This is a genomic window from Erwinia rhapontici, assembly GCF_020683125.1.
Classification (GTDB): Bacteria; Pseudomonadota; Gammaproteobacteria; order Enterobacterales; family Enterobacteriaceae; genus Erwinia; species Erwinia rhapontici.
Genome location: NZ_CP085627.1, coordinates 1,494,248 through 1,514,926, shown reverse-complemented (window position 1 = coordinate 1,514,926; position 20,679 = coordinate 1,494,248). Strand labels below are relative to the sequence as shown.

General features: G+C 55.5%; 16 protein-coding genes. 5 read left to right on the top strand and 11 right to left on the bottom strand.

Annotated features, from left to right (window positions below):
- Positions 1 to 26 precede the first annotated feature (26 nt).
- Positions 27 to 1,232 (bottom strand): serine hydrolase, encoded by a 1,206-nt coding sequence (locus tag LJN55_RS07205; RefSeq protein ID WP_227535937.1) that lies wholly within the window; start codon positions 1,230 to 1,232, stop codon positions 27 to 29.
- Positions 1,233 to 1,506: 274 nt separating this feature from the next.
- On the opposite strand from LJN55_RS07205, the gene LJN55_RS07200 reads away from it, so the two are divergent.
- Positions 1,507 to 2,163: an HAD family hydrolase gene (locus LJN55_RS07200; RefSeq protein WP_133841092.1), complete on the top strand. Its 657-nt coding sequence runs from the start codon at positions 1,507 to 1,509 to the stop codon at positions 2,161 to 2,163.
- Between the two features lie 47 nt (positions 2,164 to 2,210).
- Here the strand turns inward: LJN55_RS07200 and LJN55_RS07195 are convergent, their stop codons facing one another.
- The gene (locus LJN55_RS07195; protein ID WP_407647786.1) at positions 2,211 to 3,317 is read right to left on the bottom strand and encodes a PQQ-dependent sugar dehydrogenase; all 1,107 of its coding nucleotides are present in this window, start codon (positions 3,315 to 3,317) and stop codon (positions 2,211 to 2,213) included.
- 124 nt (positions 3,318 to 3,441) lie between these two features.
- On the opposite strand from LJN55_RS07195, the gene LJN55_RS07190 reads away from it, so the two are divergent.
- The gene (locus LJN55_RS07190; RefSeq protein WP_159338108.1) at positions 3,442 to 4,167 is read left to right on the top strand and encodes a DUF3053 domain-containing protein; all 726 of its coding nucleotides are present in this window, start codon (positions 3,442 to 3,444) and stop codon (positions 4,165 to 4,167) included.
- Between the two features lie 81 nt (positions 4,168 to 4,248).
- Here LJN55_RS07190 and LJN55_RS07185 read toward each other — a convergent pair whose 3' ends face one another.
- From LJN55_RS07185 to LJN55_RS07160, 6 genes are all read right to left on the bottom strand, one after another.
- Positions 4,249 to 4,914 (bottom strand): DUF3313 domain-containing protein, encoded by a 666-nt coding sequence (locus LJN55_RS07185; protein WP_227535936.1) that lies wholly within the window; start codon positions 4,912 to 4,914, stop codon positions 4,249 to 4,251.
- Positions 4,915 to 5,013: 99 nt separating this feature from the next.
- Positions 5,014 to 5,919: a glutathione ABC transporter permease GsiD gene (gsiD, locus tag LJN55_RS07180; RefSeq protein WP_171149435.1), complete on the bottom strand. Its 906-nt coding sequence runs from the start codon at positions 5,917 to 5,919 to the stop codon at positions 5,014 to 5,016.
- Positions 5,920 to 5,928: 9 nt separating this feature from the next.
- A complete protein-coding gene (gene gsiC / locus LJN55_RS07175; protein ID WP_133841096.1) occupies positions 5,929 to 6,849 on the bottom strand; it encodes a glutathione ABC transporter permease GsiC in 921 nt (306 codons plus the stop codon).
- A 41-nt stretch (positions 6,850 to 6,890) separates the two neighbouring features.
- Positions 6,891 to 8,429: a glutathione ABC transporter substrate-binding protein GsiB gene (gsiB, locus tag LJN55_RS07170; protein ID WP_227535935.1), complete on the bottom strand. Its 1,539-nt coding sequence runs from the start codon at positions 8,427 to 8,429 to the stop codon at positions 6,891 to 6,893.
- Positions 8,430 to 8,469: 40 nt separating this feature from the next.
- A complete protein-coding gene (gene gsiA, locus LJN55_RS07165) occupies positions 8,470 to 10,320 on the bottom strand; it encodes a glutathione ABC transporter ATP-binding protein GsiA (protein WP_133841097.1) in 1,851 nt (616 codons plus the stop codon).
- Positions 10,320 to 11,276: an isoaspartyl peptidase/L-asparaginase family protein gene (locus LJN55_RS07160; RefSeq protein ID WP_133841098.1), complete on the bottom strand. Its 957-nt coding sequence runs from the start codon at positions 11,274 to 11,276 to the stop codon at positions 10,320 to 10,322. Before LJN55_RS07160 ends, gsiA begins: the two co-directional genes overlap by 1 nt.
- Before the next feature lie 261 nt (positions 11,277 to 11,537).
- Between LJN55_RS07160 and moeA the strand changes: the two genes are divergently transcribed.
- The 3 genes from moeA to LJN55_RS07145 are packed head-to-tail and all read left to right on the top strand — an operon-like array spanning position 11,538 to position 15,144.
- Positions 11,538 to 12,773, top strand: coding sequence for a molybdopterin molybdotransferase MoeA (moeA, locus tag LJN55_RS07155; protein WP_227535934.1), 1,236 nt, complete (start codon positions 11,538 to 11,540; stop codon positions 12,771 to 12,773).
- Between the two features lies 1 nt (position 12,774).
- Positions 12,775 to 13,545, top strand: a complete 771-nt coding sequence (gene moeB, locus LJN55_RS07150) for a molybdopterin-synthase adenylyltransferase MoeB (protein ID WP_227535933.1) — start codon at positions 12,775 to 12,777, stop codon at positions 13,543 to 13,545.
- 36 nt (positions 13,546 to 13,581) lie between these two features.
- Positions 13,582 to 15,144 carry a sensor domain-containing diguanylate cyclase gene (locus LJN55_RS07145; protein WP_227535932.1) on the top strand — a complete coding sequence of 521 codons (1,563 nt, stop codon included), beginning with the start codon at positions 13,582 to 13,584 and terminating at the stop codon, positions 15,142 to 15,144.
- A 149-nt stretch (positions 15,145 to 15,293) separates the two neighbouring features.
- Here LJN55_RS07145 and LJN55_RS07140 read toward each other — a convergent pair whose 3' ends face one another.
- The 3 genes from LJN55_RS07140 to LJN55_RS07130 all read right to left on the bottom strand — a co-directional run bounded on the left by LJN55_RS07140 (position 15,294) and on the right by LJN55_RS07130 (position 20,679).
- The gene (locus LJN55_RS07140; protein ID WP_133841102.1) at positions 15,294 to 16,886 is read right to left on the bottom strand and encodes an ABC-F family ATPase; all 1,593 of its coding nucleotides are present in this window, start codon (positions 16,884 to 16,886) and stop codon (positions 15,294 to 15,296) included.
- A gap of 133 nt (positions 16,887 to 17,019) precedes the next feature.
- Positions 17,020 to 18,510, bottom strand: coding sequence for a sugar porter family MFS transporter (locus LJN55_RS07135; protein ID WP_159338101.1), 1,491 nt, complete (start codon positions 18,508 to 18,510; stop codon positions 17,020 to 17,022).
- Between the two features lie 618 nt (positions 18,511 to 19,128).
- On the bottom strand, positions 19,129 to 20,679 hold the full coding sequence (locus LJN55_RS07130; protein ID WP_159338100.1) for an efflux transporter outer membrane subunit: 1,551 nt from the start codon (positions 20,677 to 20,679) through the stop codon (positions 19,129 to 19,131).

Below are 20,679 nucleotides of genomic sequence, written 5' to 3'. Positions count from 1 at the left end.
CACGCCTTGCCCAATACGTTGACGATTTACGCGAACCAGCTACCAAACCAGCTATTCATCTTCATCATCACGAAGTCCCACATGCGGCTAAAGAATCCCCCCTCTTTCACTTCCTCCAGCACCACAAGCGGGCGTTGCTCAATCGATTTGCCATCCAACTGGAAGTCAATTGTCCCAACGACCTGATGCTTAGCCAGCGGCGCCGTCAGCTGCGGTTGGGTCAGTGTGAAACTGGCCTTCAGATTTTTCATCTGCCCTCTTGGCAGCGTAATTGAAGCATCCTTCGCCACACCAAGACTGACCTCTTTCCGGTCGCCAAACCAGACGCGCTGGGTGGCAAATGCGTTCCCCGCTTTAATCGGCGTGATGGTCTCAAAAAAACGGAAGCCCCAGGTCAGCAGCTTTTCACTTTCGCGGAAACGAATCGCATCGGTAGCCGCACCCAGCACCACGGAGATCAGGCGCATATCACCGTCCGTCGCGGAAGCCACCAGGTTGTTGCCGGCACCGGACGTATGACCCGTCTTGATACCGTCAACGTGCAAATTGGTACTCCACAGCAGGCGGTTGCGGTTGTGCTGGCGAATCTTATTGAAGGTAAATTCTTTCTCTTTGTGCAGGGCATACTCTTCCGGCACATCGCGAATCAACGCCTGGCCGATCAGCGCCATATCGCGAGCAGTGCTGTACTGACCGGAGGAATCCAGCCCGTGCACTGTTTTGAAATGGGTATTTTGCAGCCCCAGCGCCTTCACGTAGTTATTCATCAAGCCAACAAACGAATCCTGGCTGCCCGCCACATGATCGGCCAGAGCAATACTGGCATCGTTACCGGACTGGATCACAATGCCTTTATTCAGCTCTGAAACCGGGATACGGTCGCCGGGTTTCAGGAACATAAGGGATGACCCCTGCAATACCGGGTTACCGGTGGCCCACGCGTCTTTGCCAACGGTCACCATATCATCGTTGCTGATTTTGCCTGCTTTCAGAGCCTGCCCGGTAACATAGCTTGCCATCATTTTCGTCAGGCTGGCCGGGTCAAGGCGCTGATCGGCATTAGACTCGGTGAGCACTTTACCGCTGTTATAGTCCATCAGCACCCAGGCTTTCGCCTCAATCTGCGGAGCGGCAGGTGCCTGCTCTGCTCTGACGGGGGATAGCGTTAATAGCAACAGCGTGGAGGTGGTAGCCAGTGTATAAACACGGGATGACAGGGGAATATTCTTCATGTCGTGACCAGGTATCCATTTGAAAGACAATGATTAAAATTAAAGCCAGGAGACTAACTCCCTACACTAAGGTGTTACATCCTGAAAAAGAACAATTTTACCGTAAAGATTTCTAGAGTTTATTCAATATGGCAGATTTTTCCTGCAATAAGGCACAATCTAGCGTCATTTTCACAAAGAGTAAAACGGGCGTAAATCCGAATTATCGGCGAACAGTTAAGCCTGTCACAAAAATCCGCTAATCTGAGAAAAGTCTGCAAGAGGAGTCACGACGATGGATTTAGCGCTGTTTGATCTTGATGAAACACTGATTTGTGAAGACAGTACCGGCCTGTGGCTGCGCTGGCTGGTTTCCCAGGGGTTTGCCCCTGCCGCTCTGATCGATGAAGAGCGGGCTCTGATGGAACAATACTATCAAGGCTCGCTGTCGATGGAAGCCTATATGCATACCACACTCTCCCCGCTGGCTGGGATGTCAGCCGCCACGGTATCCGGCTGGATCCGCCGCTTTATTCAGCGAGACATCCTGCCACGCGTCTACCCTGCCGCCCGCGAGCGAATGCGCTGGCATCAGGAACGTGGCGATACCGTCATTGTTATCTCGGCCAGTGGTGAACATCTGGTTACACCGATCGCAGAACAGTTGGGCGCGTGCGGTGCACTGGCGATTGGCGTGGAGATCGTTGATGACCGCTACAGCGGCCAGACCTATGGCACCATGACCTATAAAGAGGGCAAAGTCAGCCGTCTGAACGACTGGTTGCAACAGGCGCAAACGCCGACCTATTCCCGCACCTGGGCTTACAGTGATTCCATCAACGACCTGCCGATGCTGGAACATGCGGACCATGCCTGGGTTATCAACCCTGCCGAACCGCTCAGCCTGCTGGCTCAGCAGCGCGGCTGGGAAATCTGTCACTGGCTTCGTTAACGTTCAGGGCTGATCGCTTCCGGTCAGCCCTGCTTTGTTGCTTAAGGCTACAATCCCACCTTCAGCAGTTTGCCATTCGCCTCGTCAGTCAGCACATACAGCCAGCCATCCGGCCCGGTACGTACATCACGAATACGCTCACCACGGTCTGCCAGCAAACGTTCCTGCCCCTCAACCCGATTGCCATTAAGGCTCAGGCGGATCAGGTTTTTCTCTTTCAGTGCACCGATAAACAGTGAATCTTTCCACTGTGGGAAGCGTGTGCCGCTGTAAAACGCCATACCACTAATCGCCGGAGAGACTTTCCAGTACCAGACGGGTTGCTCGGTTCCCGCCACGCGGCCTCCTTTCGAGCCGGGGACTTTTTCACCACTGTAATCAATCCCCCATGTCGCCAGCGGCCAGCCGTAATTATTGCCCCGGTGTGGGATATTCACTTCATCGCCGCCACGCGGACCGTGTTCACTCTCCCAGATTTCACCGCTGGCCGGATTCAGGGCAAGTCCCTGCGGATTACGCATCCCCCAGCTCCAGATTTCAGGCCGAGCCCCTGCTTTAGTGGTCAGTGGATTATCGGCCGGAACAGAGCCATCGGCGTTAAGACGAACAATCTTGCCTTGCAGAGCCGACAAATCCTGCGCTTTTTCAGCCTGGAAATTATCACCAAAAGCGATAAACAGATGGCCGCTGCGGTCAAAGGCCAGGCGTGTCCCCAGATTGGCACCGGTTGACATCCCCTGCTGCCGCAGCACTTCGCGGAAGTCACTCAGCTGGCGATGATCCTCGCTGAGCCGGCCATAGCCAACTGCCGCTCCGGCGCGGCCGTCCTGCCCGGCGACGGTATAACTGAGCCAGACGCGGCGGCTGCTGGAGAAATCAGGTGCCAGTACCACATCCAGCAATCCGCCCTGGCGCTGCGCCCAGACCTCAGGCACACCACCAATCGGTTCAGACAGCCCCGCTCCGGCCTGCCAGCGGCGTAACTGGCCGGAACGTTCGGTGATCAACATCCCCTGGTTATCCGGTAGAAAGGCCAGCGACCAGGGATGATCCAACCCATCCTGTAGCACCTCAGCATGGACTTTTTCAGCCCGTATCGCTGGGCTGAGTAATAACGCTGACACCATCGTTAACGCCGCCAGGCAACCTCTCATCGTTATGCTCCTTATCGCTATTTGTTAATTAAACGTAGTTAAATTACCAATAATTGCCGAATTATCCGGTTCAGTGCGCTATATTCCCCGGGCTATTTTTTCAATACTACAAGGGATATGTCTGATGACTTCACGATTACCACAGACGGGTTTCATCCGTTTTTTACTGCTACCGTTGATCATGATGGCCCTGCTGCTGACATTAAGCGGCTGCGGCGACAAAGAGCCAGAACAGCGCAAGGCATTTATTGAATTCCTGCAAACACGCGTGCTGGCAAAATCGCAGGTTGCCGTCCCTACCCTGACGGACGAGGAGACCAAAGCATTCGGCCCCTATGCCAGCGACTATGCGTTACTGACGGATTATCACAAGGGGATGGGCAACGTGTTCAGCGCCTCCCTGGGCGAAGTTTTTGCCCAGTTCAGGGGTGTGAATACCGTCAGCAACCTGATGGCTAAGCGCGATGACCTCAAAAAAATGGCCGATCAAAGTGCCGCCTGGAAACCGGTGCTGGAGAAGCTGCGTGCGGATAGCGAAAGCAAACATGCCGCGCTGAAACAGCCGGACGATCTGAAGGCGGTTTATGACCAGGTGTGGGCTAAAGTGATTGTTGCACCGGGTGATGCGGCGTTGCAGGTTGCCACGCAGGTCCCGGAGGTGCTGACGCTGCTGGTGAGCCAGGTGGATCTGTTGAAACAGCAGGGAGACAAAGTCACCGTATCCGGGAATATCGTGCAGTTTACCGACCAGAAAGCTCTGGATCAGTACAATGCCATTCAGCAAAAACTCCAGCCGTTAGTCATGGATCTGATGAAAACCGCCGGTCAGTTACAAAGCATGATCCGTTAAATCCGGGCAGAAAGTTCACCCGTTACAGCATCAAGATAAAAGTGGCCGACCGAGTGTTGCGGTCGGCCAACAACGAGTACTTTACTGCGCAGGGAAAGTCACAACGTCCCGTACCATCTCATCGATACCGCTTTTCAGCTCGCTCAGATTGATCGGTGCATTGCTGTTAGGCACGGTTTTTCCGTAAGCCTTGCGGATCACTTCCACCACCGGTTTGCCGGTTTTCGCATCCAGCAACTGCGTTTCCAGGAACAGCACACTGTTCTGAGTACGATGCCCGGAGGCCGCCATCGTGCTGGCAACGACCGCCGCCACCGGCACCACTTCATAGAACTTCATATCCTGATTTTCGGCATTCACCGCCGTGATCGCCGTTTTCATGATCAGCGTGCCGGGGCCGGACTGATTCACCAGCGTTTTACGCTGCGCGACCGCATTTTTCAACTGCTGGTCGAGATAACTGCGCACCTGGTCCAGCGTGGGTTGGCTGACGCGGGCAGTCGGTTTTGCTGCCGGGTAATAGACCACCGGGGTGTAATAAATGCCGCGATAATCAGACAGTTTAAAATCAGGCGAAACCCAGCGCAACGTCTCATGACCGCTGGGAGACTCCGATGCTTTCAGGCGGGAATAATCCGGCAAAAAACCGGAATATTGTGTGGTATCAGCTACTTTTGACGAACAGCCGGCCAGCACAAGACACAACGTTGCCAGCCCGGCGACCAGAGGGAGACGCAAATTCTGCATTGCCAAATTCCTTGCTCAGTGAAGGTTATTCAAGCATAGAGCGCGCCTGACCTTTCACCAGCGGGATAAGCAAAATAGTTGATCTGACTGCGGTCAGCGTCAGGTTTTTAGCTTCGGATCCAGCGCATCCCGCAGGCCATCCCCCAGCAGATTAAAAGCGAGCACGGTCAGGAAGATCGCCAGACTGGGGAAAATCGCCACGTGCGGTGCCAGCACCATATCAGCCTGAGCCTCATTGAGCATCGCCCCCCACTCCGGGGTCGGCGGCTGCGCGCCCAGCCCAAGAAATGACAGGCTGGCTGCCGAAATGATTGAAGTACCAATACGCATAGTGAAATAAACCACAATCGACGACAGCGTCCCCGGCAGAATGTGCCGCAGGATGATAGTCAGATCCGATGCGCCGATACTGCGTGCCGACTCAATATACGTCAAATGCTTCAGCACCAGCGTATTGCCGCGGACAAGGCGGGCAAAGGCCGGAATACTGAATATCGCCACCGCCAGAATCACATTCGACATGCCGTTGCCCATCACCGCCACCACGGCGATCGCCAGCAGAATGCCGGGAAACGCGAACAGCACATCGCAGATACGCATAATGATGCGGTCCCACCAGCCTTCGTAGTAACCGGCTAACAGCCCCAGCAGCGTGCCTATCGCGGCACCCACCGCTACCGAGAAGAAACCCGCGACCAGTGATAGCCGGCTACCCAGCAGCACGCGACTGAAAATATCACGCCCCAGCGCATCCACGCCAAACCAGTGGACCAGCGACGGCCCTTCATTCAGCCGATCGTAATCAAAAAAGTTCTCGGCATCGAACGGGGCGAGAAGCGGTGCAAACAGCGCAATCAGGATCAGCAGCAGCACAAAAACAGCGGCAATCATCGCCACATGCTGGCGACGAAAACGCCGCCAGAACTCACGCCACGGGGTACGGACGCGATGGGGACTGATACCCGGCAGCGCTGAGAGTACGGCGTTACGTCGCCAGTTAATCATCATGCATCCTTACTTGTAGCGAATGGCGGGGTTGATCGCGGCATACAGCATATCGACCACCAGGTTAATCAAGATAAACTCCAGCGAAAACAGCAGCACTTCGGCCTGAATAACCGGGTAATCACGCATTTCCACCGAATCAACCAGCAGCCGCCCCAGCCCTGGCCAGTTAAACACCACCTCGACCACGATGGAGCCCCCCAGCAGGAAGCCAAATTGCAGGCCCATCATCGTGACCACAGGGATCATCGCATTGCGCAGGCCGTGTTTGATCACCACCACCGATTCACGCACGCCCTTAGCGCGTGCGGTACGCATATAGTCTTCCTGCATCACCTCAACGAAAGAGGCTCGGGTAAAGCGTGCCATCACCGCCGCTACGGCAGCGCCGAGGGTAATGGAGGGTAAAATATAGTGTTGCCAGCTATCGGCGCCGACGGTCGGCAGCCAGCCAAGCTCCACGGAAAAAACCTGCATCAGCAGGATGCCCAGCGCAAACGCCGGGAAAGAGATCCCTGAAACCGCCAGCGTCATCCCCAGCCTGTCCGGCCAGCGGTTGCGCCATACGGCAGAGACAATGCCAATGGCCATACCAAAAATCACTGACCACACCATGCTGCTCAGGGTCAGCCACAGCGTCGGCAGAAAGCGTTGGGCGATCTCTTCCGAGACCGGGCGTTTCGACACCATCGAGATGCCAAAATCCCCGCGCACGGCATGGGTGATGTACTGCCAGAACTGCTGCGGCAAAGGCAAATCCAGCCCCAGTTGCTGGCGCACCATCGCCACCACATCGGCATCGGCTTCGCGCCCGGCAATCAGTCGCGCCGGATCGCCGGGCAGCAGGTGAACAAACAGGAACACCAGCACCGCCACGATCAGCAGCGTGGGGATCAGCCCCAGTAAGCGTTTGAGAAAATAGTTAAGCATCTTGTACCCTGCGCCTCCCTGACGGGAGGCGCGTTAGTCCATTACTTCAGGTCAGCATCGTCAAAGCTGAACGAGGTATCCGGCATTACATAGAACCCGGTCAGGTTTTTGGTGTTTGCCGAAACCAGCTTTTCCACGACCAGCGGTGCCCAAGGCTGATCTTTCCAGATACGGTCCTGCGCATCTTTGTACAGCGCGGCTTTTTTCTCGCCGTCAGTCGTATTCAGCGCATCAGCCAGATCTTTATCCACCTGTGTGTTGCTGTAGAAAGCGGTGTTAAAGATGGTTGGCGGCCAGGACTGCGTGGCGAACAGCGGCGTTAAGGCCCAGTTGGCTTCCCCGGTAGAGGCAGACCAGCCAGTGTAGAACATGCGCACGCCGCTCTCTTTCTGGCCTTTATCTTCAACCTGTGCCGCACGCTGACCGGCATCCATCGCCGTCAGTTCCACTTTGATGCCCACCTGTGCCAGCTGCTGCTGGGTGAATTGCAACACCTTCTGCGCAGTGCTGTGATTATGCGAAGACCACAGTGCGGTAGTAAAGCCGTTCGGATAGCCCGATTCCTTCAACAGTTCACGCGCTTTAGCCGGGTTGTATTCCGGGGCCGGGTAGCTTTGTGAGTACTGGATCGACGGCGGTACAATACCGGTTGCCGGGGTGGCATAACCGGCGAAGGCCACTTTCGCCAGCGCCTCACGGTTAATCGCGTAGTTGATCGCTTCACGCACTTTCGGGTTATCAAACGGCTTCTGCGTCACGTTAAAGCTGATGTAACGCTGCATGATCGATGGCGAGGTCACCAGATCCAGTTTGCTGTTTTTCTCCAGCAGTTTCGCCTGCTCAAACGGGATAGGGAAAGCAAAGTTGGCTTCGCCCGTTTGCAGCATCGCGGAACGGGTGTTGTTATCCACGACCGGGCGCCAGGTAATGCTGTCCAGCTTCGGATAGCCCGCTTTCCAGTAACCCGCAAACTTCTTCACTTTCACAAAATCAGTCTGATTCCAGGTGACGAACTCGTAAGGACCGGTGCCGACCGGGTGGAAGCCGATATCCTTACCGTATTTCTTCAGCGCATCCGGGGAGATCATCGCCGCTGCCGGGCTGGCCAGGGTGTTGATAAAGGCAGAGAACGGTTGCTTAAGCGTGATTTTTACCGTATTAGCGTCCACCACTTCGGTGCTGGCGATGGTTTTAAACAGGTTATACCGCTTGAGATGATTGTCCGGGTTACTGGCACGGTCGAGGTTGGCTTTTACCGCTTCAGCATTAAACGGGGTGCCATCCTGGAAGTTAACACCGGTTTTTAGTTTGATGGTATAGCTCAGTCCATCCGGGCTGGCCTGGTAACTTTCTGCCAGCACGTTTTCCAGCTTCATCTCTTTATCAAAGCCAAACAACCCCTGATAAAACGACTTTGCCACGGCCTGCGACAGCGTGTCATTCGCGTCGTACGGGTCCAGGGTGGTGAAGTTTGAGGCGACTGCAATGGTGACATCTTTCGCCGCCCAGGCAGGCAGTGCAACAACGCTGCCGAGCAGGCCAGCAGTTAACAGCAATTTACGCGTGTAGTGATTCATCATGTCATCCCTTATTGTCGTTCTACTCTGGAGTAAACAGGTTCTAGCTGCGATTTATGGCATGGCGCGCCACGTAATGCCCGGCGCTCACCTCTACCAGCGGTGCCACATCCGGCTCATCACCGAGGGCGTGGATTGGGCTGGGTATTTCATCAACGAGCAGTGCGCGTTCACGTCTCCGGTGCGCAGGGTCGGCCACCGGTACAGCGGCCATCAGCTTACGAGTGTAAGGATGCTGGGGATGTTCGAACACCGCCTGGCGCGGACCGATTTCCACAATCTGCCCAAGGAACATCACCGCCACACGGTGGCTGATTCGTTCCACCACCGCCATATCGTGCGAGATAAACAGAAACGCAATGCCAAATTCACGCTGCAAATCGAGCATCAAATTAATAATCTGTGCCTGGATCGACACATCCAGCGCGGAAACCGCTTCATCGGCGATCACGACTTTCGGATTAAGCGCCAGCGCGCGGGCAATACAGATGCGTTGTCGCTGCCCGCCGGAAAATTCATGGGGATAGCGCTGGGCGTGTTCAGGCAGCAGGCCGACGCGCTCTAACAGGGCGGCCACGCGCTGCTCGGCCTCCCGCCCACGGGCAATGCCGTGCACCAGCAGCGGTTCCATGATCGAAAACCCCACCGTCAGGCGCGGGTCGAGCGACGCATAAGGGTCCTGGAAAATAAACTGAATATCACGCCGCAGATGCGACAACGCGCTCCCAGTCAGATTATCGATACGCTGGCCGTTGAAAGTGATGCTGCCGCCCTGGCTTTCAACCAGCCGCAGCAGCGAACGCCCGGTGGTGGACTTGCCGCAGCCGGACTCTCCCACCAGCGCCAGCGTTTCGCCGGGGCGCAGATCAAAGCTCACCTTCTCTACCGCATGCACACGGCGCTGTACCCGGTTGAGCAGGCCGCCACGAATATCAAAACGCGTCACCAGGTCGCGCACCTGAAGAATCGGCGTATCCTGCGGGTTTACCGTATCCTGCGGCTGCTCTGCCACGGATTCACCTTCACTGACCAACGGGAATTTGGCTGGCCAGTGACGCCCGGTCATCGCCCCCAGTTTCGGTACGGCTGCCAGCAGCGCACGCGTATAGGGCTGTTGAGGGTGACTGAAGATCGCCTCGACGCTGCCGGTTTCCACCACATCACCGCGATACATGACCTGAACGCGGTCGGCCATCTCGGCCACCACGCCCATATCGTGAGTGATAAAGATCACCCCCATCTGCATCTCTTTTTGCAGCACGCGGATCAGCTGGAGTATTTGTGCCTGAATGGTCACATCCAGCGCGGTAGTGGGTTCATCGGCAATCAACAGCGCAGGACGGCAGGAGAGCGCCATCGCGATCATCACACGCTGACGCATCCCGCCAGAAAGCTGATGCGGATAGCGCGCCAGCACGTTTTTTGCTTCAGGGATACGCACGAGGTCGAGCATCCGCTGCGCCTCGGCCAGCGCCCCGGCGTGGCTTTTGCCCTGATGGAGACGAATGGATTCTGCAATCTGCTCACCCACCGGGAATACCGGGTTCAGCGAGGTCATCGGCTCCTGGAAAATCATCGCCATATCGGCACCGCGCAGGGTGCGCAACTGCGACGGCGACTGTGTGGCCAGATTGACCAACTGATGATTGCGACGACGTAGCCACATCTCCCCGTTGTCAATTTTCCCGCCGCCCTGCTCCACCAGCCGCATCAGGGCCAGAGAGGTGACCGATTTACCGGAACCGGACTCACCAACAATCGCCAGCGTTTCGCCACGGCGGACCTCCAGTGACAGGTTATTGACGGCCTGAATACGCTGGCCTTCATGCTGGAAGCTGACGCTGAGGTCGCTTACCGACAGCACCACATCATCCTGATGGGGTAACTCACTCATCAGGGCTCCTCCCGATAAATGGCGACCACTGGCCGTTCACCCACCACGGCATAAGCGCGATACATGCCTTCGCTGTTAAACGGCAGCACCACGTTGCCAGCAGCGTCGATGGCAATCAGCCCACCGCTGCCGCCCAGTGCAGGAATATTTTCGTGGATCACTTTGTCACTGGCCTGTTGTAACGACAGTCCGGCGTACGCCATCAGCGCGGCGATATCATAGGCCGCCAGCGTGCGCATAAACACTTCCCCGGTACCCGTACAGGAGACGGCCACGCTGTCGCTGGCGTAGCATCCTGCGCCAGGTAAGGGGGAGTCACCGACACGACCCACCTGCTTGTTAGTCATGCCGCCCGTAGAGGTTGCCGCTGCAAGATTGCCCGCCTGGTCGAGGGCAACCGCCCCCACCGTGCCAAACTTGCGGTCAGGATCCAGCGGTTCGCCAGACGCATCACCATCGTGATCCAACAGAGTTTGTTGTGTGGCGATGGCGCGCTCAAGCTGTGCACGGCGCTCTGGCGTGGAGAAAAACGCATTTTCGACCATTTCGAGGCCATGTGATGCCGCAAACGATTCCGCACCCTGGCCGATAAACAACACATGAGGACTGTTTTCCAGCACCGTGCGTGCCGCCAGCACCGGATTACGCACGCGGGTAACACCCGCCACAGCCCCGGCTTCTCGCGTGCGGCCATCCATGACGCTGGCATCCAGCTCATGCGTGCCTTCATGCGTAAAGACTGAGCCGACCCCGGCATTAAACAGTGAACACTCTTCCAGCTGGCGCACTGCCTCGGTCACCACATCCAGTGCACTGCACCCCGCCGCCAGCAATGCCTGCCCGCTGGCAACGATCTGCAACAGCGCCTGGCGATAGAGCAGCTCTTTCTCTGCATCCATGCTGGCACGCGCGATAGCTCCTGCACCACCGTGAATTGCAATCGTCGCTATGGCCATAATTCATTTTACCCTGTGTGCCAAATCAGCATGAAAAACACTGAGTTAGAATATATTTGTCGAAAAAAAGCAGTTTTTGACTATAGGCAGGCAATATAGCGATGTAAAGCAGAAAGTTCGCACCCTGATAATAACCATTAATTCTAAGATAAACTTTATAGACGGTTATGGCTTACGCAGACGGGCAAACGTGACCCTGCGACCGATTCACGCCATAATGATCCCATCAGTTTTTTGCCCGAATCCTGGAGAAATAACTCAATGGAAGCTTTCACTGCGGGGTTAATCTCGCTTGATGATGCAATCAGCACGTTGCTGGCGCGCGTGATCCCTGTTCAGCAACATGACACCGTGGCTTTACCGGATGCCGCGGGTCGTATTACCGCCAGCGCGGTGATCTCCCCCATCGATGTCCCCCCATTCGACAATTCCGCCATGGACGGTTATGCCCTGCGCATGGCCGATCTCACCGCGGGAAGCACGCTGCCCGTGGCGGGGAGGGCTTTTGCCGGTAGCCCGTTCAATGGCAACTGGCCTGCCGGGACCTGCATTCGAATTATGACCGGTGCGCCGCTGCCTGCGGGCTGTGACGCGGTAGTGATGCAGGAACAGACTGAGCAGGAAGGTGAGGCCATCCGCATCACTGCCGACATCAGTGCCGGGCAAAATATCCGCCGGGTCGGTGAAGATATCCGCCAGGGAACCCAGGTACTGGAAGCGGGAATCAAACTGGGTGCGGCCGAACTACCGCTGCTCGCCTCGCTGGGCATTGCCCAGGTCGCGGTGCTGCGTAAGCTACGGGTTGCCCTGTTCTCCACCGGCGATGAGTTACAGCCGGTGGGTCAGCCGCTGGCTGCGGGCCAGATATACGATACTAACCGCTTCGCCGTGCAGCTGATGCTGAACAAACTCGGCTGCGAGGTGATCGATCTCGGGATTATCCGTGATGAACCGGCTGCGCTGCGTGCCGCCTTTATTGAAGCAGACAGCCGTGCGGATGTGGTGATCAGCAGCGGCGGCGTATCGGTGGGTGCAGCAGATTACACCCGGCAGATGCTGGAAGAACTGGGTGAAATCGGCTTCTGGAAGCTGGCAATGAAACCCGGTAAGCCCTTTGCTTTCGGTCGCCTGCCGAACAGCTGGTTCTGCGGTCTGCCTGGCAATCCGGTCTCGGCGGTGGTGACCTTTTACCAGCTGGTGCAGCCATTACTGGCGAAGCTGACGGGGCAGGCAGGCCCGGCATTGCCGTCACGTCAGCGGGTGCGGAGCGCCAGCTTTCTGAAGAAATCCCCCGGCCGCCTCGACTTTCAGCGCGGTATTTTGCAGCGCAATGGGCAAGGCGAGCTGGAGGTAGCCACCACCGGCCATCAGGGCTCACATATCTTCAGTTCCTTCCAACAGGCTAACTGCTTTATTGTTCTGGAACGGGATCGCGGCAACGTCGACGTGGGAGAATGGGTGGAAGTCGAACCGTTCAATTCCCTGTTGGAAGGCTGATATGTTTCCCGAACTGAATGATGAAGAGATGCTGCGCTACAATCGCCAGATCGTGCTGCGCGGCTTCGATTTTGACGGACAGGAGCGGCTGAAGGCTGCCCGGGTGCTGGTGGTCGGGTTGGGCGGGCTGGGCTGTAGCGCCAGCCAGTACCTCGCTTCGGCCGGTGTGGGTCATCTGACACTGCTCGATTTCGACCACGTGTCGGTGTCGAATCTGCAACGTCAAATCCTGCACGGCGAAGCGCAGGTCGGTATGGCAAAGGTGGACTCAGCACGGCTGCGGCTGGCGGCCATCAATTCCCTGATATCCCTTGAAGCCATCAACGACCGACTGGACGATCAGCCACTGGGCGATCAGATCGCCGCGCATCACCTGGTGGTGGACTGTTGCGATAACCTGGAAACGCGTGAGCAGCTCAACCGGTTGTGCCATGTGCGCAAAATTCCGCTGGTATCCGGTGCGGCGATCCGCATGGAAGGCCAGATCAGCGTCTTCACCTGGGGCCACGATGAACCCTGTTACCGATGTGTCAGCCGCCTGTTTGGTACAGCGACCCTGAGTTGTGTGGAAGCGGGTGTGATGGCGCCATTGGTGGGCGTGATCGGCTCATTGCAGGCGATGGAGGCGATCCGCGTCCTGACACAATACGGCAGCCCGGTGGCAGGAAAACTGCTGTTGTATGATGCAATGACCTTACAGTTTCGAAGTATGACATTGGCCAAAGATCCGGCGTGTGAAGTGTGCGGCATCATCAACCAGCACTATAGTTAAGTTGAATGCCTGGATGCATAAAGGATTGATTAGCACATGATTGATGAGCAAAGTGGGATAAGCGCGAGTGAAAAATCATCATTACGTCAGATGATGATTATTTTTCTATTGGTGATTGTCACGGCGGTGATTGCAATTAACAGCTGGATTGTGTGGAGCTCGTGGAACCGCATGATTTCAACCTCGAAGGATGATGCGCGTAATCTCTCCCAGTCCCTTTCCCGCCAGGCGGAAGATACCTTCTTACAGGTTGATCTGACATTACAGGATCTGCGTGACCGCATCTCTCTGATCGGCCTGCGCGACGATCAGACCGAGTACCTGCGTGAGCTCCTGACCAATCGTAAAGCCAGTCTGCCACAGTTGCATGGTCTGTTTATCTTTGACGCCCAGGGCCGCTGGCTGGTGACCTCAGATGGCAATATCCCCAAACGCGGCAATAACAAGGACCGCGAATATTATCTTTATCACCAGCAGAACAGCAGCACACAGATGCACATTGGCAAAGTGATCCGCAGCAGAACGACCGGGGATCTCATTATCCCGGTGTCCATGCGTCTGGATAATTACGATGGTTCTTTTCGGGGTGTGCTACTGGCCAGCGTCAGGCTGAGCTACTTCAAGCAGGCGTACAGCTACTACAACCTCGGCCAGCACGATGTGCTGGCGCTGATGCTGAAAGACGGCACAATTCTGTACGTTCGTCCTTTCTCCGATGACACCATTAATCGCAATATTTCCGGCGGCCCGCTGTTTACCAGCCTGCTCAAAAATGCGACCAGCGGTACCGCCATTTATGGCTCTACGCTGGATGGCATCGAACGGGTGTTTGGTTACTCCAGCCTGAAACGGTATCCGTTGGTGGTGGCCGCAGGCTACGACAAAAACCATCTGCTGGAAGTGTGGTTCTCCGATATCAGCATCTTTATTACGCTCTGCACCATTCTGCTGCTGGTGATCGCCCTGCTCGGTTTTCTGGTGCTGCGCCATATTTCACTTAACCTGAAAAATCAGCTGGAGCTGACCCTGGTGCGCGACAGGCTGACCTCAATGAACCGGACTCTGCAGACGCTGGCGCTGGTAGACAGCCTGACCGGATTAGCCAACCGGCGGCAGTTTGATCTCTATCTGCAACGTAGCGCGGAGCGTTCGGCAAAACTGCACAGTCCGCTGGCGCTGCTGATGATAGATGTCGACAACTTCAAGCTATTCAATGATAGCTACGGGCATCTGGCAGGTGATGACTGCCTGAAACAGGTGGGTGATACGCTGGCGCATTTACCCCGCAGACCCGAGGATCTGGTTGCCCGCTATGGGGGGGAAGAGTTTGCGGTGGTGATGCCAGGGGCAGATCGTGCTGCCGCACTTCGCTTCGCTCATCAGGCCATCGCGGCCATCGCCAACCTTGCTATTCCTCATCAGCATGCCGAAAAAACGGGGAATGTGGTCACCATCAGCGTGGGGGTGCATGTGGTAAACGCCGAACGCAATGTTGATGTCAGTCTGGCGCTGATTGCGGAAGCGGATAAAGCGCTTTATGCAGCGAAAAAGGCGGGGAAAAACCGGGTGGCGGAAAATCAATCTGAGGCAGAGACCTGATAAATCGTGCTAACCCTGGCACGGGTCGACCGAAACAAATGGTCGACCCCTACGGGTTTGGCGTGGAGGTGACCGGGAAAATGGTCATCCCGTGCGGGTCTTCCTTAGGGGCTGACCTTCTGTTTCGGTCAGCCCGCAGCCACTGGACCTTAAACGATACCCTGGCTACGCAGGTAATCTTCGTAGTCACCGGTAAAGTCGTTGATTTTGCCCGGTGTCATTTCAATCACGCGGGTCGCCAGCGAGCTGACGAATTCACGGTCGTGAGACACGAAGATCAACGTACCTTCGTACATTTCCAACGCCATGTTCAGCGCTTCGATGGATTCCATATCGAGGTGGTTGGTTGGCTCATCCATGATCAGCACGTTAGGCTTCTGCATCATCAGCTTACCAAACAGCATACGGCCCTTTTCACCACCGGACAGCACCTTCGCAGGCTTCTTAATATCGTCCTGGCTGAACAGCAGGCGGCCGAGAATACCGCGTACGGCCTGCTCGTCATCACCGTCCTGCTTCCACTGGCTCATCCAGTCGAACACGGTAAGGTCGTCGGCAAAGTCATGCGCATGATCCTGCGCATAGTAACCAATCTGCGCGTTTTCAGACCATTTCACCGTCCCGTTTTCTGGCAGCAGTTCGCCGATCAGGGTTTTCAGCAGCGTGGTTTTACCGATACCGTTTGGCCCCAGAATCGCCAGCTTTTCGCCCACTTCCAGCAGCATGTTGACGTTCTTAAACAGGGGACCATTGTCGAAACCTTTGGTCACCGCTTCCAGCGTCAAGGCATTACGGAACAGCTTCTTGTCCTGCTCGAAACGGATAAACGGGTTCTGACGGCTGGAGGCTTTGACTTCGTCCAGCTTGATCTTATCAATCTGCTTGGCGCGTGACGTTGCCTGACGAGATTTAGAGGCGTTGGCGCTGAAGCGGCTGACGAAGGATTGCAGTTCGTTGATCTGCGCTTTCTTCTTGGCGTTATCCGACAACAGACGATCGCGGGCCTGGGTGGCCGCCGTCATATATTCATCGTAGTTACCTGGATAGACGCGCAGTTCGCCGTAATCCAGATCCGCCATGTGCGTACACACCATATTCAGGAAGTGACGGTCATGCGAAATGATGATCATGGTGCTGTTACGCTCGTTCAGCACCTGCTCCAGCCAGCGAATAGTATCGATGTCCAGGTTGTTCGTTGGTTCGTCAAGCAGCAGAATTTCTGGGTTAGAGAACAGCGCCTGTGCCAACAGCACACGCAGTTTCCAGCCGGGAGCCACTTCGCTCATCGGGCCGTAATGCTGTTCCAGCGGAATCCCCACGCCCAGCAACAGTTCACCAGCACGCGCTTCCGCAGTGTAGCCATCCATCTCGCCATACTTCTCTTCGAGATCGGCGACTTTGTAGCCGTCTTCTTCGCTCATTTCCGGCAGCGCATAGATCGCATCGCGCTTTTCTTTCACCGCCCACAGCTCGCCGTGACCCATGATCACAGTATCCAGCACCGAATACTGTTCAAAGGCGAACTGGTCCTGGCGTAATTTACCCAGGCGTTCGTTCGGATCAAGAGCAACGTTGCCGCCAGATGGCACCAGATCGCCGCCCAGAATTTTCATAAAGGTGGATTTGCCGCTGCCGTTGGCGCCAATCAGGCCATAGCGGTTGCCGCCGCCAAATTTGACAGAGATGTTTTCGAACAGCGGCTTACTGCCAAACTGCATGGTGACGTTGCTGGAAACTAGCACAGAGATAGCCTTTAATTTTTAATGTGAGTATGTGAGTCAGCACGCATTATGCCAAAAAAAAGGCGCGGGGCATACAGCGGGAAATCCTGGAGAGGGGGAACATCAGGGCCGGGAAGAAACCCGGCCCTGGCGGTTAATGACTTTCTGCTTTACGTTTCGACGCGGTTAATGCTTTGCTCTCTTCCTCGTTACTGAGCCAGTCATGCAGATAATGTTCTATCTGCTCAAGGCTGCGATTGCGTGTTTCCGGGATGCATTTGATAACAAATACCGCCCCGACAATACCAATCAAGCCAAAGATAAAGAACGCACCTGACAGCCCCACGCTGGCAAGCAGCATCGGGAAGGCAAGAGATATCAGGAAGTTGGCAATCCACATGGCAAAGACCGCACCGCCCATAAAGACACCGCGCAGCCTTGTTGGGAAGATCTCTGACAGCAACAGCCAGGTGACGGGCGATAACGCCCCCTGCTGAAAGCTCAGGAACATCAGCATTCCCAAGAGAACCATGTAGCTGCGTAGCATATCCACCTGACCGTTGATGGTCTCAGGCATGAAATAGCTGACGGCACCGATAAAGAACAGACAGGCGGTACAGCCAAACTGGCCGATTTTGACCATCGTTCGCCGGCCAATTTTACCCAACAGCCAGATACCGACGAAGGTCATCAGCACTGAGATAGCCCCGTTAGCGATGGTGGCAAACAACGCTGCATCCGTACTCATTCCCACCGCTTTTAGCATCGTCGGTGCATAGTACATGATGGTATTTACACCGGAGGTTTGCTGGATCACCGCCACCCCGATACCGATCAGGAATAGCTTAAACAGCCAGGGCTTTTTCAGCTCACGCACGCTGGCTCGCGTCTGGGCTTTGTCCTCATCTTCCAGCGTTTCAGTAATCTCCTCCAGCTCCCAGTCAACGTCCTCTTTGGCACGGGTGCGTTCCAGCACTTTACGCGCTTCTGCCAGGCGTCCTTTCATCGCATACCAGCGTGGTGTGTCCGGCATAAACATCATGCCAAACCACAGCAGCACTGCAGGAATGGTGGCCACGGCCAGCATCCAGCGCCAGGTTTCATGGCCACCCCACGCGGCGTTAAATCCGGCATTCGAGATATAAGCCAGCATCTGGCCGGAGACAATCATCAGCTCCTGAATCGTCACCAGTTGCCCACGCTTATTCGCTGGTGCGATCTCTGCAATGTAGATCGGCACCGTGGCGGATGCACCACCAACGGCCACCCCTAGCACCAGTCGGAAGAAGATCATCCATTCCACGTTCGGTGCCAGGGCGGTCCCCATTGCGCCGACAGCGAAAATAATCGCCAAAATGATAATGATTTTTTTACGCCCGGCAGAAGCCGCGAAATGCCCGGAAAACAGTGCGCCGAAGGCTGCACCAAACAGCAGTGAACTGGTGACCAGTCCGGTAGTGAAGGGAGTAAGGTGTAATTCGTCGCCCATAAACAGCAGCGCGCCGGAGATAACGCCGGTGTCATAACCGAAGAGTAATCCGCCGAGAGTGGCAACCAACGCAATGACCTTAACAAAGGGTTCTGTTTTGGTGTTGCTGTTGGGCCCTGATGCCCGGTTAGGTGTTAAATATTGTTCTTTTGCCATGGTGACTACAGTGACCTCTCATCGACCTGGTTAGTAGGATGCAGAGGGGTAAATCATTATTTTGCTCAACCGCTCACCGCCTCTGAATCTTAATTTAGACTATTTCTTTCATTTTAATTAACAATGAAAATTAAATTTTGAGCGTTACATCGCATTATTTCATTTTAATTGCGACACCCATCACATAAACATGCCAATGACGTTGTATTAATGTGATCTAATTGGCGAAAAAAATATTTGAGAACATTTCATCCAGAATGAAATAATAATTATTCATTTCATTTAAAATAAAGAAATGATAGGAAAATATCAAACCAAAAAACAGATAATCTCGTAAATCTCTTTCATAAATTCCATTAATTACAACAAATTAAGAAAATGATAATTAATTATCATAGAATAATAAAAAACTCTCTTTTCGCAGAACAGGCCTCTCATTTATGGTCAAACATAATGAAAATAAACAGGAATTCCATCGTTATGGCTTACACAGGTTAAAAGAGTGAAATGGAGTAAACTCTCATTTCTTGCATTTTTTGAGGGAAAAAGGCGATGAGATTCAAACCAAAAAAAACGCGGCCCCTGATGAGAGCCGCGTTTTTTTAGAAAGATAAAAACTTACTGTGGGTTTTCTGCGGGGCCAAATACCGAATAATCCGGCATGTTCACGTTTTGATACGCTTCCCAGCCGCCGCCCAGCGCTTTATACAGCGCGACCAGGTCAAGCGTGCTCTGTACCCGTGCCTGTTCCGCCTGCTGTTGCGCCTGCGCCAGCTGACGCTGTGCATCCAGCGCCTCAATAAAGGTCGAGATCCCCTGGCGATAGCTGTCGCTGGCCAGCGTAAAGGCACGCTGTAACGCCGCCACAGTGTCATCCAGCCCTTCCACCTGCTGCTGGTCGCTGCGATAGCTGACCAGCGCATTTTCCACATCCTGCAACGCCGTCAGCACCGTCTGACGATAACCCAGCGCCGCGCTCGCCTGCTGCGCACGGGCCAGCTTCACACTGGATACCAGCCGCCCACCCTGGAAGATCGGGATGGTGACGGACGGTCCGTAGCTGTAGAAATGACTGCTCCAGTTATCCAGATAGCTGGCATCGCTGTTACGCATGCCAAACTGCCCGGTCAGTGACAGACTGGGAAATAGCTGCGCCACAGAAACACCAATATTGGCGGTCGCCGCGTGCAGGCTGGCTTCCGCTTCACGCACATCCGGGCGACGACGCGCCAGCTCAGACGGTACGCCGACCGGCACCGCTTTCGGCAGAGCCGGCAGCGGTTTGGCGGTCATTAACTCCGCATCCAGTGCGCCTGGGACTCTGCCCGTCAGCACGGCCAGACCGTTCATCGCCTGGTGGATCTGCGCCTGATACTGCGGCAGTTGAGCGCGCAGTGAATTCACCTGGGCGCGGGAGTTCTCCACATTGGTCTGCGGTGCCAGCCCATTACGCTGCTGGCTCTGCGTCAGCTCCAGTGTCTGCTCCGCCACGTCAATCTGTGTTTGCAGGGTACGGGTAATGGCTTGCGCGCCCCGCAGCTGCAGGTAAGCCCGCGCCACTTCGGCCTCCAGTGACACCAGCGCATCATTACGGTTTTCTACCGATTGTTGCTGCTGCGCATCGGCCATTTCGACCTGACGACGCACTTTGCCCCACAGATCCAGCTCCCACGAAGCGTCAAAACTGCCCTGATACAGCCCGACCGGCTTAGACAGGCTGTCTAGCGCCGGTTTTAAATCGGTTTCGCTTCCCGCCTGGTCAATCTGGTCGTAGACCCCTTCGGACTCCAGTTCGCCTTTAATGCCCAACTGTTGGCGGGTAAAACGGGCGTTACCGTTCACAGAAGGTGCCCAGGCACCGCGTGCCTGGTTCAGCTGCTGACGTGCGCCAGCGATACGCAGTACCGCCTGCTGCAGGGATAAATTGCCTTTAATGGCACGTGCGATCAGGCTGTCCAGCTGCGGATCGTTAAATGACTTCCACCAGTTCGGGTTAGTCGCTGCCGCCAGCGGCGCGGAGATACCGTCCGGCTGCATACTGTTAAAACGCTCCGGTGTGGCGGGCTTCGGCGCCTGGTAATCCGGGCCAACGGCACAGCCACTGAGCATCAGTGCAACGGCTATCAGCCCACCACTGCGCGAACGCAAAAAAGAAGGAGGAACGTTCAT